Annotated in this window: 13 protein-coding genes; 10 read left to right on the forward strand and 3 right to left on the reverse strand. The window is 51.9% G+C overall.

Annotated elements, in window-relative coordinates:
• Positions 1–48: 48 nt before the first annotated feature.
• The 6 genes from phoB (at position 49) to proY (ending at position 7,830) form a co-directional block, all read left to right on the forward strand.
• Positions 49–738: a phosphate response regulator transcription factor PhoB gene (gene phoB, locus BUB06_RS08425; protein WP_005975981.1), complete on the forward strand. Its 690-nt coding sequence runs from the start codon at positions 49–51 to the stop codon at positions 736–738.
• A gap of 27 nt (positions 739–765) precedes the next feature.
• Positions 766–2,088 (forward strand): phosphate regulon sensor histidine kinase PhoR, encoded by a 1,323-nt coding sequence (gene phoR, locus BUB06_RS08430; RefSeq protein ID WP_010299028.1) that lies wholly within the window; start codon positions 766–768, stop codon positions 2,086–2,088.
• A 15-nt stretch (positions 2,089–2,103) separates the two neighbouring features.
• A complete protein-coding gene (locus BUB06_RS08435) occupies positions 2,104–3,042 on the forward strand; it encodes a PstS family phosphate ABC transporter substrate-binding protein (RefSeq protein WP_039472338.1) in 939 nt (312 codons plus the stop codon).
• A 240-nt stretch (positions 3,043–3,282) separates the two neighbouring features.
• On the forward strand, positions 3,283–4,389 hold the full coding sequence (locus BUB06_RS08440) for a cobalamin-independent methionine synthase II family protein (RefSeq protein WP_039472340.1): 1,107 nt from the start codon (positions 3,283–3,285) through the stop codon (positions 4,387–4,389).
• 603 nt (positions 4,390–4,992) lie between these two features.
• Positions 4,993–6,312, forward strand: coding sequence for a branched-chain amino acid transport system II carrier protein (gene brnQ, locus BUB06_RS08450; RefSeq protein ID WP_010299040.1), 1,320 nt, complete (start codon positions 4,993–4,995; stop codon positions 6,310–6,312).
• A gap of 141 nt (positions 6,313–6,453) precedes the next feature.
• Positions 6,454–7,830, forward strand: a complete 1,377-nt coding sequence (gene proY / locus BUB06_RS08455; protein WP_010299043.1) for a proline-specific permease ProY — start codon at positions 6,454–6,456, stop codon at positions 7,828–7,830.
• 59 nt (positions 7,831–7,889) lie between these two features.
• Here proY and BUB06_RS08460 read toward each other — a convergent pair whose 3' ends face one another.
• From BUB06_RS08460 to BUB06_RS08470, 3 genes are all read right to left on the reverse strand, one after another.
• A complete protein-coding gene (locus tag BUB06_RS08460) occupies positions 7,890–9,164 on the reverse strand; it encodes a mechanosensitive ion channel family protein (RefSeq protein ID WP_039472342.1) in 1,275 nt (424 codons plus the stop codon).
• Between the two features lie 223 nt (positions 9,165–9,387).
• Positions 9,388–9,990 carry a peroxiredoxin C gene (locus BUB06_RS08465; RefSeq protein WP_010299049.1) on the reverse strand — a complete coding sequence of 201 codons (603 nt, stop codon included), beginning with the start codon at positions 9,988–9,990 and terminating at the stop codon, positions 9,388–9,390.
• Positions 9,991–10,200: 210 nt separating this feature from the next.
• Positions 10,201–10,782, reverse strand: coding sequence for an acyl carrier protein phosphodiesterase (locus tag BUB06_RS08470; RefSeq protein ID WP_039472344.1), 582 nt, complete (start codon positions 10,780–10,782; stop codon positions 10,201–10,203).
• A 179-nt stretch (positions 10,783–10,961) separates the two neighbouring features.
• Between BUB06_RS08470 and queA the strand changes: the two genes are divergently transcribed.
• The 4 genes from queA to secD all read left to right on the forward strand — a co-directional run bounded on the left by queA (position 10,962) and on the right by secD (position 15,605).
• Complete coding sequence (gene queA, locus BUB06_RS08475; RefSeq protein ID WP_039472346.1) at positions 10,962–12,029, forward strand: tRNA preQ1(34) S-adenosylmethionine ribosyltransferase-isomerase QueA; 1,068 nt, start codon at positions 10,962–10,964, stop codon at positions 12,027–12,029.
• Between the two features lie 96 nt (positions 12,030–12,125).
• Positions 12,126–13,271: a tRNA guanosine(34) transglycosylase Tgt gene (gene tgt / locus BUB06_RS08480; protein ID WP_010299058.1), complete on the forward strand. Its 1,146-nt coding sequence runs from the start codon at positions 12,126–12,128 to the stop codon at positions 13,269–13,271.
• A gap of 126 nt (positions 13,272–13,397) precedes the next feature.
• The gene (gene yajC, locus BUB06_RS08485) at positions 13,398–13,730 is read left to right on the forward strand and encodes a preprotein translocase subunit YajC (protein ID WP_010282033.1); all 333 of its coding nucleotides are present in this window, start codon (positions 13,398–13,400) and stop codon (positions 13,728–13,730) included.
• Between the two features lie 27 nt (positions 13,731–13,757).
• Positions 13,758–15,605, forward strand: a complete 1,848-nt coding sequence (gene secD / locus BUB06_RS08490; protein WP_072013000.1) for a protein translocase subunit SecD — start codon at positions 13,758–13,760, stop codon at positions 15,603–15,605.
• Positions 15,606–15,648 lie beyond the last annotated feature (43 nt).

A 15,648-nucleotide genomic window follows, 5' to 3' on the forward strand; every position in this document is an offset into this window, starting at 1 on the left:
AATGCCTCCGCCTGCTAACAGCGACGATGATTAACGACAGGATTAACAATGGCAAAACGCATATTAGTCGTGGAAGATGAAGCACCAATTCGTGAAATGGTCTGCTTTGTACTGGAACAAAATGGTTATCAACCTGTTGAAGCTGAAGACTATGACAGCGCGGTCACGCAACTGTCGGAGCCATTCCCGGAACTGGTGTTATTGGACTGGATGCTGCCAGGCGGGTCGGGCCTGCAATTCATCAAGCATATGAAGCGCGAGGCGCTGACGCGTGATATTCCGGTGATGATGTTGACCGCGCGTGGCGAAGAAGAAGACCGCGTGCGCGGGCTTGAAGTGGGGGCGGATGATTACATTACCAAACCGTTCTCACCCAAAGAACTGGTGGCGCGTATCAAAGCCGTGATGCGCCGAATTTCACCGATGGCGGTGGAAGAAGTGATTGAAATGCGTGGCCTGAGCCTCGATCCTTCCTCACATCGCGTGACGACCGAAGAGCACGCGTTGGACATGGGGCCGACGGAATTTAAACTGCTGCATTTCTTTATGACGCATCCTGAACGTGTTTATAGCCGGGAACAGTTGCTGAATCACGTTTGGGGCACTAACGTTTATGTTGAAGATCGTACTGTCGACGTCCATATTCGTCGCCTGCGTAAAGCGCTGGAAACCAGCGGACATGACAAAATGGTGCAAACCGTTCGGGGAACGGGCTACCGTTTTTCAACGCGTTACTGAGGTGATCGTAACCGGAGAAATATTAACGTGCTAGAACGTTTATCCTGGAAAAGGCTGGCATTGGAGCTAGCTTTTTTTTGTTTGCCCGCTTTACTGCTGGGGCTGATTTTTGGCTATCTGCCCTGGTTTCTGCTGGTCGCGGTATTAGGCCTACTGTGCTGGAATTTTTATAACCAGCTAAAACTCTCTTACTGGCTGTGGGTTGACCGCAGCATGACGCCACCGCCCGGTCGTTGGAGCTGGGAGCCGCTGTTCTACGGACTCTATCAGATGCAGTTGCGTAACCGACGCCGACGCCGTGAGCTGGCGCTCCTGATCAAACGGTTTCGCAGCGGTGCCGAGTCTTTGCCCGATGCCGTGGTGATCACTACCGAAGAAGGAACGATCTTCTGGTGTAATCATCTGGCGCAGCACCTGCTGAGTTTTCGCTGGCCGGAAGATAACGGTCAGAATATCCTCAACTTATTGCGCTATCCCGAATTCACGAATTACATGAAAGGACAGGATTTTAGCCGTCCTCTCACGTTGCAGTTGAATAATTCCCACCATGTTGAATTCCGCGTGATGCCCTATTCCGAAGGGCAGCTACTGATGGTGGTGCGTGATATTACGCAAATGCACCAGCTTGAAGGCGCCAGACGTAACTTTTTTGCCAACGTGAGCCATGAACTGCGTACGCCGCTGACGGTGTTGCAGGGTTATCTGGAAATGATGCAGGAAGAAACGCTGGATGCAGCCTTGCGAGGGAAGGCGCTGAATACCATGCAGGAGCAGACCCGACGCATGGACGGGCTGGTCAAACAGCTGCTGACCCTGTCCCGTATTGAGGCAGCGACGGCAATCGATCTGAATGAAAAAGTCGATATCCCATTGATGCTGCGCGTATTGCAGCGTGAAGCGCAGACCCTGAGCCAGGGGCGTCATGAGATCGTCTTTCGTGTGAACGAAAGCCTCCGCGTGTTTGGTAATGAAGAACAGCTGCGCAGTGCGGTATCCAATCTGGTGTATAACGCGGTCAACCATACGCCAGCGGGAACGCGTATCGAAGTCTGCTGGCAGAAGATCCCGCAGGGTGCGCAATTTCAGGTCAGCGATAACGGGCCGGGCATTGCGGCTGAGCATTTGCCGCGCCTGACGGAACGCTTTTATCGGGTGGATAAGGCGCGTTCACGACAGACGGGCGGCAGCGGACTCGGGCTGGCGATTGTTAAGCATGCGCTCAGCCATCATGATTCCCGTCTGGAGATCATGAGTGAGGATGGTCTGGGCTCGCGTTTCGTCTTTACGTTGCCGAATCGGTTGATTGTCCCTGCCTCTCTGGCTGAAAATACGGTGAAACCTTCAGCCTGACGGAAAACGCTATCCATGACATCCGCCACTCGTATTGCGGGCGCTTTTTTACTGCTGCTCAGTGCGTTTTGCTCCGCACAGCCTCGCCAGATGTTGGCAGGTAACCTCTCCAGCGCGGGGTCGGATACGCTGGCTAACCTGATGGCCTTTTGGGCGGCGGATTTCAGCCAGCATTACCCGAACGTGAATTTACAGATTCAGGCCGCGGGTTCGTCCTCTGCGCCGACGTCTCTGGCATCGGGAGCCGCGCAGCTTGGGCCGATGAGCAGGGCGATGAAGGCCAGCGAAATTGAGGCGTTCGTCCAGCATTATGGCTATCCGCCGCTGGCGGTGCCGGTGGCAATGGATGCGCTGGTTGTGCTGGTCAATCAGGATAACCCGCTGCCTGGGCTGAACTTGTCGCAGCTGGACGCCATCTTTTCGATTACGCAGCGCTGCGGTAACCACCAGCCGATAAAACAGTGGGGCGATGTTGGCCTGCACGGCAGTTGGGAAAAGCGCACGCTACTGCGCTATGGACGAAACTCTGCGTCGGGAACCTATGGGTTCTTTAAGCAAAAGGCGCTATGCCGTGGCGATTTCCTTCCTCAGGTTAATGAGTTGCCGGGGTCAGCGTCTGTGGTACAAGCGGTTGCGGCGTCAACCGATGCCATCGGCTATGCCAGCGTGGGTTTTCGTACCAGCGGCGTGAGAATGCTGCCGTTAGCTGCACAAGGCACCGACTACATCTACCCCTCGACTGAAAATATCCGCAGCGGTTTGTATCCCTACACCCGTTACCTCTATATCTACGTGAACAAAGCGCCCAGCCAACCGCTGGAAGCGCTGACGGCGGCATTTTTAGCGCGTGTGTTGTCTGAAACGGGGCAAGCGCTGGTGAATCAGGATGGCTATTTGCCATTGCCGGAAGAAACGCGTCGTCAGGCACGCCAACTGATTGGCCTGCCGGAATAATTCCTCTTACCCACTAATTTGCGATGTTTTCACGCTAGATGAACTTTCTTCATGTGACGTGAAAATTCTTCCATTGCCCTGCGATTCGCCACGTGACAGGATAGTTTTAAATTTAGACGTCCAGATGGCTAAATAAGATTAAATGTAACTATCCCTCTGGGCAAATATTTCATATTGAAACTATCTGTCAGTACGCTTCTTTCCTGAAGATCAGTGCTGGCAACATGTCAGGAGCGACATATGGCGAACACCTTATCCCCTTTCCGTGCCGATACCGTTGGCAGTTTCTTGCGTCCGGCAGCGATTAAGGAAGCACGTCTTCAGCATCAGGCAGGCGAGATTGATGCTGCTGCGCTGCGTAACATTGAAGATCGTGAGATTCTGCGCGTGGTAGAAAAGCAGCGTGAAGCGGGCTTGCAGGTTGTGACAGATGGTGAGCTGCGTCGTGCCTGGTGGCACTTCGACTTCTTTGCCGATTTGCACGGCGTGGAGCGCTACGAAGCCGATCACGGTATTCAATTCAACGGTATTCAGACCAAATCCCATGCGATTCGCGTCGTGGATAAAGTGAGTTTCAATCCCCAGCATCCGATGCTCGATCATTTCCGCTACCTGAACAACATTTCTGGCGATGCGGTCGCGAAAATGACGATTCCCAGCCCTAGCGTGATGCATTTCCGTGGTGGACGAAAAGCGATTGATGCGACGGTTTATCCCGATCTGGCTGACTACTTCGACGATCTAGCGCAAACCTGGCGCGATGCGATTCACGCATTTTATGATGCAGGCTGCCGCTTTCTGCAACTGGATGACACCGTGTGGGCCTACCTGTGCTCTGATGATCAAAAACGCCAGATTCGTGAACGTGGTGAAGATCCGGCACAGCTGGCGCGGACCTATGCTGACGTGCTGAACAAAGCGCTGGCCGATAAGCCTGCGGATTTGGTTATCGGCTTACACGTCTGTCGCGGCAATTTCCGCTCGACCTGGATTTCTGAAGGCGGGTACGAGCCTGTGGCAGAAATTCTGTTCGGTGAAGTAAATGTTGATGCGTTCTTCCTGGAATATGATACCGAGAGAGCGGGTGGGTTTGAGCCGCTGCGTTTTGTGAAGCCAGGCCATCAGCAGGTGGTGCTGGGATTGATCACCACGAAGAACGGTGAACTGGAAGAGGCTGAAGTCGTGCAGGCGCGCATCGCGGAAGCGGCAAAATATGTCAATCTCAACCAAATTTGCTTGAGCCCGCAGTGTGGCTTTGCTTCAACGGAAGAGGGCAACAGTCTGACAGAAGAGCAGCAGTGGAATAAGCTGAAACTTGTCGTGGATATCGCCAATCGCGTGTGGTGATACCGATGAGATAGCACTATCTCTGCAACAGATATACAGAGGCTGGATCATACGATCCGGCCTTTTTTGTGGCCGCTATCCTGCCTTCTACCTGCGACGTTTTTGTGAAATATGTTTTTTTTATGATCGAACAACGCATTTTATACCGGTTTTTGTCAGTTTTATTGCAATGAAATATCGATAAATGCGCAAATCATGTGTTATGCAAATCAGGATAAACCAATTTATATTCTTATTTTTTGGCATAGTTAGGCTTGATGCTCTGGTTTTTGGATCTCTGCTTGTCTTTTTACGCTATAAACGTTTTACTTAGCACCCAATATGGCTGTGCAAAAAATAACTCCTCTATACTCGTCATATTTCAAGTTGCATGTGCGTTGGCCGCGTTCAGCCACCCGAATCACTTACCTGAGTAAGCTCATCGGGATTGCTTCGCTTGCCGCCTTCCTGAAACTCGAATTATTTAGAGTATATGACCGCCATCTTTCGCGTCGTCAGAGCGTTTGCTCATTCTTCGGGTTACCCGTTTGCGAATGGTTTCTGGCGGCGATAAACGACACCGTTTTCTTTTTATCGATTTGATACAGGCAACACGACATAACTATGAGTCATCGTTTAACTTCCAAAGATATCGTGGCATTAGGTTTTATGACCTTTGCTTTGTTCGTGGGGGCAGGAAATATTATTTTCCCGCCGATGGTGGGATTGCAGGCAGGAGAGCACGTTTGGACCGCAGCGCTCGGCTTTCTGCTAACGGCGGTGGGTCTACCGGTGTTGACCGTGGTCGCGCTTGCCCGTGTTGGCGGTGGCGTTGATGCGCTGAGCTCGCCGATTGGTAAAAAGGCCGGTGTGGTTCTGGCGACCGTGTGCTATCTGGCTGTTGGGCCACTGTTCGCAACGCCGCGCACGGCAACCGTGTCGTTTGAGGTTGGCCTGGCTCCTTTAGTCGGCAACGGAGCTTCTCCGCTGCTGATTTATAGCCTGATTTATTTTGCCATTGTGATCGCGATTTCCCTGTATCCGGGCAAACTGCTGGATACGGTCGGCCACGTGCTGGCGCCGTTAAAGATTATTGCTCTGGCGGTACTGGGTATTGCTGCGGTGCTGTGGCCTGCCGGTTCACCTATCCCGGCGACAGAAACGTATGAGCAACTTCCGTTCTCCAATGGTTTCGTCAACGGCTATCTGACGATGGATACGCTAGGTGCAATGGTCTTTGGCATCGTGATCGTGAATGCGGCGCGCTCACGCGGGGTGACAAGCTCAGCGCTGCTGACGCGTTACACCGTATGGGCTGGGTTAATTGCGGGTATCGGTCTTACACTGGTCTATCTGAGCCTGTTCCAGCTCGGTTCTGTCAGTGGTGAACTGGTGCCGCAGGCGCAGAATGGAGCAGAGATTCTCCATGCCTATGTGCAGCACACGTTCGGTAACATGGGAAGCAGTTTCCTGGCGTTGTTAATCTTCATCGCGTGTCTGGTGACGGCGGTGGGGCTAACCTGTGCCTGTGCTGAGTTCTTTGCACAATACCTGCCGTTGTCTTACCGCACGCTGGTGTTTGTGCTGGGAACGTTCTCAATGGTGGTGTCTAATCTGGGCCTGAGCCATCTGATTCAGCTTTCCATTCCTGTACTGACGGCGATTTATCCACCGTGTATCATTCTGGTTTTATTGAGCTTTACGCTGCGTTGGTGGAATAGCGCTTCACGTATTGTGGCTCCCGTTATGTTAGTCAGTCTGTTATTTGGCATGATTGATGGTATAAAATCGTCGGCCTTCAAAACGCTGTTGCCAGAGTGGAGCCTCAACTTGCCGCTGAGCGAGCAAGGGTTGGCCTGGCTGCCACCGTCACTGCTGATTTTATTGGTTGCGGTGATTTACGACAGACTTTGTGGTCGTCAGGAAGTTACGGTACACCAATAATATCGTTAATGCCTGATTGTACTGGGGCGGTAGGGATAGCGTACTGCCCCAGCATAACGTTGGGTTTCTGCACCACAGGTCTTTGCCTGTGGTTTTTCTTTTTGTAATGTTTTTCTTTATATAAGACAGGGTTGCTTATCAATGGAACAACCATCCTCTAAGCTCAAGCGTGGGTTAAGCACGCGGCATATCCGCTTTATCGCCCTGGGCTCGGCGATCGGAACCGGTCTGTTTTATGGTTCTGCGAGTGCGATCCAAATGGCTGGCCCCAGTGTATTACTGGCTTATCTGATCGGCGGGGTTGTCGCGTATATCATCATGCGCGCACTGGGTGAAATGTCGGTGCATAACCCGCAGTCCAGCTCCTTTTCCCGCTATGCGCAGGATTATCTCGGGCCATTGGCGGGGTATATCACCGGCTGGACTTACTGCTTTGAGATGCTGATTGTCGCCATTGCCGATGTGACTGCATTTGGCATCTACATGGGCGTCTGGTTCCCTGCCGTGCCGCACTGGGTGTGGGTTCTGAGCGTGGTACTCATCATTGGTGCCATTAACCTGATGAATGTAAAAGCTTTTGGTGAACTGGAGTTTTGGCTCTCTTTCTTCAAAGTGGCCACGATTATCATCATGATCGCTGCTGGGATTGGCATCATCATCTGGGGGATTGGCAACGGGGGCGAACCTACCGGTATCCACAACCTCTGGAGCAATGGCGGGTTCTTCAGTAACGGCGTGATGGGGATGATTCTCTCGCTGCAACTGGTGATGTTTGCGTATGGCGGCGTGGAGATTATCGGGATTACGGCTGGTGAGGCGAAAGACCCGCAGAAGTCTATCCCTCGTGCGATTAACTCTGTGCCGTGGCGTATTCTGGTGTTCTATGTTGGCACGCTGTTCGTCATTATGTCGATTTATCCGTGGAATCAGGTCGGTACCAACGGGAGCCCGTTCGTGCTGACGTTCCAGCATATGGGGATTACCGCGGCGGCAGGCATCCTGAACTTTGTCGTGATTACCGCGTCGCTGTCGGCGATTAACAGCGATGTCTTCGGCGTCGGCCGTATGCTGCACGGGATGGCGGAACAGGGGCATGCACCGAAGGTGTTTAGCCGCATTTCCAAACGTGGTATTCCGTGGGTCACGGTGGTGGTGATGATGATGGCGCTGCTGGTTGCGGTGTATCTGAACTACATTATGCCCGGCAAAGTTTTCCTGGTGATTGCTTCACTGGCAACGTTTGCAACGGTGTGGGTGTGGATCATGATTCTGTTTTCTCAGATCGCATTCCGTCGTCGTCTGAGCCCGGATGAAGTGAAGGCGCTGGCGTTCCCACTGCGCGGTGGTATCGTGACCTCCGTGTTCGGTATCGTCTTCCTGTTCTTCATCATCGGTTTGATTGGCTACTTCCCGGACACGCGCGTGTCGCTGTATGTCGGCATCATCTGGATATTGCTGCTTTTGGTGGGCTATGTCTGGAAGAAGAAGCGTCAGAACGCGGTAGCGGCACAGAATTAAGCTAGTCGCTTAATATCAGAAGAAGCGCTCTCATTGGAGCGCTTTTTTTTGAGCCAATATTACGCTTTCGGAGCCGTCATTTGCTGGGCCATGATCCGCATATCGTGGCCGGTTGGTATTTGATGAACGCGGAGATCGAATTCCGGTAAGATCGCAAAGATATGGTCGAAAATGTCAGATTGAATGCTTTCGTAATCGACCCAGGCGGTCGTGTTAGTAAACGCATAAATTTCCAGCGGTACCCCTTCTGACGTTGGCGCAAGCTGCCGCACCATCAGCGTCATCCCTTTATGAATGCCCGGATGGGTGCGTAGATATACCTGAAGGTAGGCGCGAAACGTGCCTAAATTCGTCAGACGACGGCCGTTCAGCGGTGATGTCAGGTCGGAATCGGACTGGGCGTTGTGCTGATCCAGTTCACTCTTCTTATTCTGAATATAAGGCGACAGGAGCTTGCTGCGCAGCAATCGAGCCTGCTCCTCTTCCGTCATAAAATGCACGCTGGTGGTATCGATATTGATACTACGCTTGATGCGTCGTCCCCCTGATTCCGACATCGAACGCCAGTTCTTAAAAGAATCCGATACTAACGCGTAGGTGGGAATGGTGGTGACGGTATTGTCCCAATTTCTCACTTTTACCGTTGTCAGTCCGATATCGATAACGGCCCCGTCAGCGCCGTATTTCGGCATTTCGAGCCAGTCTCCCAGCGTTAACATGTCGTTGGCGGAGAGTTGGATGCCCGCGACCAATCCCATAATTGGATCTTTGAACACCAACATCAGGACGGCGGCCATTGCGCCTAACCCACTAATCAGAATCAGCGGCGATTTCCCGATGAGCAGTGACACCACCATAATACTGATAACAATGGTGGCAATCAGTTTCAGGCTCTGGAAGATACCGCGTAGCGGCAATTGGGCGGCGACTTTGGTTCGGGCGGAAACGTTGAGCAGAACATCGAGGAGCGAGAACAGGGACAGCAGCGCAAAAACCATGATCCACACTTGGGAACAGATGATGAGCGCTTCACGGGTTTCACTCTGTGAGGGAAGCCACACAAAGACCTGAATATTCAGGATCACCCCTTGGAGCAAGAAGGCCAGCCGGTTAAACAAGTTGTGTTGCGTCAGCGCCTGTTTCCACCCGTGCCCCTCGGTTTTTCCGGGCTTATTGAGTGAGCGCAGTACCATTCTTTTCAGCACAACCTGATGAAAAATCAGGTGGATGACGGCAGAAATGAGCAATATCAGCCCAAGAACAATCAGTAACGCAATGATGCTAGCGTGTTCTATTCCAGCTTCTCTCAGCCACAGCGCGAGATTTTGTTGCATGCGTTCTCCTTTTATTCCAATGAATCTGTCGTGCATTAACACGATGTGGCTTTAAGGCTAAGGATTTAGCGCCCCTAGTCAACCTTTTGTATTATTTAAGATATCGCCGGGAAGAGGCGGTGAGAGGTGAAGAAGGGCAGAGAGATAAATTGCGAGCAAAGAAAAAGCCAGCTGCATAGCAACTGGCTTGGTCATCATATTGCCATGTCGGCAGGATGAGGAATTACAGCTTGTCTGCGTTTTCAGACAGGTATTTCGCTACGCCGTCTGGTGACGCGCCCATACCGGATTTTCCTTTTTCCCACTGTGCCGGGCACACTTCGCCGTGCTCTTCGTGGAATTGCAGGGCATCAACGGTACGCAGCATTTCATCGATGTTACGACCCAGCGGCAGATCGTTCACCACCTGGTGACGAACTACGCCGTTTTTGTCGATCAGGAAAGAACCACGCAGTGCAACACCGGCTTCTGGGTGCTCAATGCCGTAGGCCTTCTGGATTTCGCGCTTAATGTCAGCAACCATCGCGTATTGCACTTCGCCGATGCCGCCTTTGTCCACAGGGGTTTTACGCCATGCGTTGTGAACAAACTCGGAGTCGAAGGACACGCCAACCACTTCTACGCCACGTTTCTTGAACTCGGCATAGCGGTGATCGAAAGCAATCAGCTCTGACGGACAAACGAAGGTGAAGTCCATCGGCCAGAAGAAGATCACGGCAGCTTTACCGTTGATGTGCTTCTTCAGGTTGAAATTTTCGACGATTTCGCCACTGCCTAAAACGGCAGCTGCGGTGAAGTCTGGGGCTTGACGAGTTACCAGGACCATAATTACTCCTGTAGATAGCGGTTAATGATCGGATGATATAAAAAACAGCGATCAGTATAGGGATTCTGCCTGAGTGAATACAGGCAAAGAGACCAATCAATGAGATAGCTTCTGTCTATTGAACTCATCGCTATTTCCTTTCAAGAGGCTAGATTAACCCTTTTGATGGAAAGGACAATACGTCGCGTAGAAAAACGTAAAAATCGCGATCTATAGCTGCTGCGCTTTCGCTAATTGCATCATCCGTGGGTAAAACTGCCAGAAGAGTATTTCAAATTGGTGATAGTGCTGTTCGATATCCTGAAAAGAGCCGGACAGCGCAGCCAGTTTCGGACGGCGTACCGACATTCTGTGCAGCACATCGGCGATAAACGGCAGCTCTGCGTAACGGGTCATCCAGCGTTCCGGCCACAGATAGCGATTCAGGTTCTGAAAGCGTTCTGGTGTGTGCGCCAGATGCGGCTCGATTTGTGATTGTGCATCGTCGATAAAGGCTTGCAGGGGGGTATCCGGCACCAGCTGTAGCCAGTGACGCGCAAGATAGTGATCCCACAGGACATCTAGCGTAATCGGCGAAACGCGGCGGAATTCATCGCTGAAATACTGACGCGCCTGTTTGACTTCCGGCAGGCTGTCGGTTAGCGAATCAACGCGACGATGCAGACGAATACCCGCGACGATCTCGTCAGCGTAGCTATCCTGCGGGTTGCCGCGCACGAAATCCGCCATCAGGTTACCTAATAGGGAACTGTCGGCCAGCGTGGCCAGGTGAAGGTGAGCAAGAAAATTCATTGGAATAGTATATCCGCTTCTTCTTTTATTGTGCACGCCCTCTTACATGGCAAAGTGGGAAGCCGCCGAATTTGACTGTGATGCATTACGCCTGCCGTGTGCTTATTTCTTGCAGCCATGCGCTTGCGGCTCTAGACTAGGCCGCCCATTTTTAATGTATTACAGCTAAGTGAATTGCCATGCGTGTTACCGATTTTTCGTTTGAACTTCCTGAATCATTGATTGCCCATTATCCACAAGCGGAACGCAGTGGTTGTCGCCTGCTATCGCTGGACGGGCCGACAGGAAATCTGACGCACGGCGTGTTTACCGATTTGCTGGATAAACTGAATCCCGGCGATCTGCTGGTGTTCAACAATACGCGCGTGATTCCCGCTCGTTTGTTTGGCCGTAAAGCCAGCGGCGGCAAGCTGGAAGTGCTGGTAGAGCGCGTGCTGGATGACCATCGTGTATTGGCGCACGTTCGGGCGTCAAAAGCGCCAAAACCGGGTACGGAACTGCTGCTGGGCGATGACGAAAGCGTCAAGGCTACGATGGCCGCTCGACACGATGCGCTATTTGAGCTGCATTTCGATGATTCTCGCGATGTCCTGTCGATTCTGAATGATATCGGCCACATGCCGTTGCCGCCTTATATCGACAGGCCTGATGAAGACGCCGACCGCGAGCTTTATCAGACGGTGTATAGCCAGCGTCCGGGTGCCGTAGCGGCACCGACAGCGGGCTTGCATTTTGATGAGCCGATGTTGGCCGCACTGCGCGAGAAGGGCATCGATATGGCGTTCGTTACGCTGCACGTTGGTGCGGGGACTTTCCAGCCTGTACGCGTCGACACGATTGAAGATCACATCATGCACGCCGAATATGCCGAAGTGCCGCAGGACGTCGTTGATGCTGTGCTGGCGTGCAAAGCGCGGGGAAACCGCGTGATCGCTGTTGGCACCACCTCGGTACGTTCACTGGAAAGTGCCGCACAGGCTAGCCAGAATGCGGCGATCGAACCGTTCTTCGGCGATACCAAAATTTTCATCTATCCGGGCTATCACTACCGCATTATCGATGCGCTGGTGACCAATTTCCATTTACCCGAATCGACGTTAATCATGCTGGTGTCGGCCTTTGCCGGTTACCAGAACACGATGTCTGCCTACCGTCAGGCGGTGGCAGAGCAATATCGTTTTTTCAGCTACGGTGATGCGATGTTTATTACGCACAACCCGATGGCCGAACAGGAAAACGTGGGATAAACCCGCTTTCCACATAATAGGAACGCCACAGACCACGCTCTGTCAGGCGCTAATACATCATTACCATCAGACTGTTTTTCTGATGCCGGAGGCTAAGTGAAGTACGAATTACAAACAACGGACGGCCGTGCGCGACGCGGTAGATTGATTTTTGAACGTGGTGTAGTGGAAACCCCGGCTTTTATGCCCGTGGGGACGTACGGCACGGTGAAAGGCATGACGCCGGAAGAAGTCAAAGAAACTGGCGCACAGATTTTGCTCGGTAATACATTCCACCTGTGGCTACGTCCCGGTCAGGAAATCATGAAGCTGCACGGCGATCTGCACGATTTCATGAACTGGCACGGCCCGATTCTGACGGACTCCGGCGGTTTTCAGGTGTTCAGCCTCGGCGATATTCGCAAGATTACCGAACAGGGCGTGCATTTCCGTAACCCGATCAACGGAGATTCGATTTTCCTGAGCCCGGAAAAATCGATGGAGATCCAGCACGATCTCGGTTCCGACATCGTCATGATCTTTGATGAGTGTACGCCGTACCCTGCTGATTGGGATTACGCCAAGCGCTCGATGGAGATGTCACTGCGCTGGGCAAAACGCAGCCGCCAGCGTTTTGATGAGCTGGAGAATAAAAATGCGCTGTTCGGTATTATTCAGGGAAGTGTTTACGAAGATTTACGTGATGTATCCGTAAAAGGGCTGGTAGACATTGGCTTTGATGGGTACGCTGTGGGCGGTTTGGCTGTCGGTGAGCCAAAAGAAGATATGCACCGTATTCTGGAGCACGTTTGCCCGCAGATTCCAGAAGATAAACCGCGCTATTTGATGGGCGTTGGTAAACCAGAAGACTTGGTTGAAGGTGTCCGCCGCGGTGTCGATATGTTTGACTGCGTGATGCCAACGCGCAACGCACGTAACGGGCATCTCTTCGTGACTGATGGCGTAGTGAAAATCCGTAACGCGAAGCATAAAGATGACGTCAGCTCGCTGGATGAACACTGTGATTGCTACACGTGTCGCAATTATAGCCGCGCCTACTTGCATCATCTTGACCGTTGCAACGAAATACTCGGAGCACGACTCAATACCATTCATAACTTGCGTTATTATCAGCGTTTAATGGCAGGTTTACGTCAGGCCATTGAAGAGGGTAAATTAGAGCACTTTGTGGTGGATTTTTACCAACGCATAGGCAAACCGATTCCGCCGCTTGCTGAAAAAGACGTTGCCGCAAGCAGCTGATAGTCCGTTTGCTATGCATTGTATTTTGTTATGAATTGTATTTTGTTGTGAAGCGTTTTTACGATTATAAGGTTGATAACTTATCTTTTTGATAGCTTATCTTTTGACAAAAAAGAGGATATTTACATGAGTCTTTTCATCTCCGATGCTGTAGCTGCAACCGGCGCTCCGGCTCAGGGAAGCCCGTACTCTCTGGTTATTATGCTGGCCGTTTTTGGTCTGATTTTCTACTTTATGATCCTGCGTCCTCAGCAAAAACGCGCCAAGGAACACAAAAAGTTAATGGATTCTATCGGCAAGGGCGATGAAGTCTTAACGACCGGTGGTCTGGTTGGTCGCGTAACCAAAGTGTCCGAAACTGGCTATATTGCGATTGCGTTGAATGAGACCAATGAAGTGGTTATCAAACGTGATTTCGTGGCTGCCGTGCTGCCGAAGGGCACGATTAAGGCCCTGTAATTTCCGATTTTCCCGAAGGGAACTGCCGTGTTAAATCGTTATCCTTTGTGGAAGTACCTGATGCTGGTCGTGGTGTTGTTCGTCGGCCTGCTCTACGCACTTCCTAACCTATATGGTGAGGATCCGGCGGTACAAGTTACTGGCGCGCGGGGAACCGCCGCCAGCGAAACGACGCTGATCCAAGTCCAGAATGTTTTAAAAGAACAGAACATTACCAGTAAGTCGATTGCATTGGAAAATGGTGCAATTCTGGCTCGCTTCTCTAACCCTGATATTCAGCTCCGTGCGCGTGAAGCGCTCGTGAATGAGCTGGGTGAAAAGTTCGTCGTCGCACTTAACCTGGCACCTGCTACGCCAACCTGGCTGCGGTTGTTGGGCGCTGAACCGATGAAATTGGGGCTTGACCTGCGCGGCGGCGTTCACTTCCTGATGGAAGTGGATATGGATACGGCGCTGGGTAAACTGCAAGAACAAACCATGGACTCTTTGCGCAGCGATCTGCGTGAGAAGAACATTCCTTATGCCTCCGTGCGCAAGATTGATAATTACGGCGTCGAAATTCGTTTCCGTGATGCTCAAACGCGTGATGACGGCCTCAATTATCTGACGACTCGTCACCGCAACCTGGTTCTCAGCGGCAGCGGAAGCAACCTGCTACGCGCAGTGATGTCTGACGAACGTCTGCGTGAAGCACGTGAATACGCTGTACAGCAGAACATCAATATCCTGCGTAACCGTGTGAACCAACTGGGTGTTGCTGAACCACTGGTACAACGTCAAGGTGCTGACCGTATCGTCGTTGAGTTACCGGGTATTCAGGACACGGCGCGCGCGAAAGAAATTCTTGGTGCAACCGCTACGCTGGAATTCCGTCTGGTCAACAGTAATGCTGATGCGATCGCAGCGGCGAACGGCCGCGTGCCGGGCGACTCTGAAGTGAAGAACATGCGTGACGGCTCACCGGTGGTGTTGTTCAAACGCGTGATTCTGACGGGCGACCATATTACCGATTCGACATCGAGTACGGATGAATATAACCAGCCTCAGGTGAATATTTCTCTGGACAGCGCGGGTGGCAACACCATGTCCAACTTCACCAAAGACAGTATCGGTAAGCTGATGGCGACGCTCTTTGTGGAATACAAAGACAGCGGCAAGAAAGATGCGACTGGCCGTTCGATATTGGAAAAACACGAAGAAGTGATCAACGTAGCGACGATTCAGTCGCGACTGGGTAACAGCTTCCGTATTACCGGCATCGATAACCCGAACGAAGCACGTCAGCTTTCTCTGCTGTTGCGTGCGGGTGCGCTGATTGCACCGATCCAGATTGTTGAAGAACGTACGATTGGACCAACGCTGGGGATGCAAAACATCACTCAGGGGCTGGAAGCCTGTTTGTGGGGCTTGATCGCATCGATCCTCTTTATGGTCTTCTTCTACAAGAAGTTTGGTGTCATCGCGACCAGTGCATTGGTTGCTAACCTGGTGTTGATTGTCGGCGTGATGTCGCTGCTGCCAGGGGCAACGCTGACCATGCCGGGTATCGCGGGTATCGTGCTTACGCTGGCGGTTGCAGTCGATGCTAACGTACTCATTAACGAACGTATCAAAGAAGAACTCAGTAATGGTCGCTCTGTGCAACAGGCCATTCATGAGGGCTACAAAGGTGCGTTCAGTTCGATTGTTGATGCGAACGTCACGACGTTGATTAAAGTCATCATCCTGTATGCGGTTGGTACCGGTTCTATCAAAGGGTTTGCTATCACGACTGCGATTGGGATTGCGACCTCAATGTTTACGGCGATCGTCGGTACTCGTGCCATCGTTAACCTGCTTTACGGCGGTAAACGTATCAACAAGCTGTCTATCTAGGAGTGCGTTGTGGCACAGGAACAGGAATACAACATTGAACAAC

This window comes from Pectobacterium carotovorum (assembly GCF_900129615.1).
Classification (GTDB): domain Bacteria; phylum Pseudomonadota; class Gammaproteobacteria; order Enterobacterales; family Enterobacteriaceae; genus Pectobacterium; species Pectobacterium carotovorum.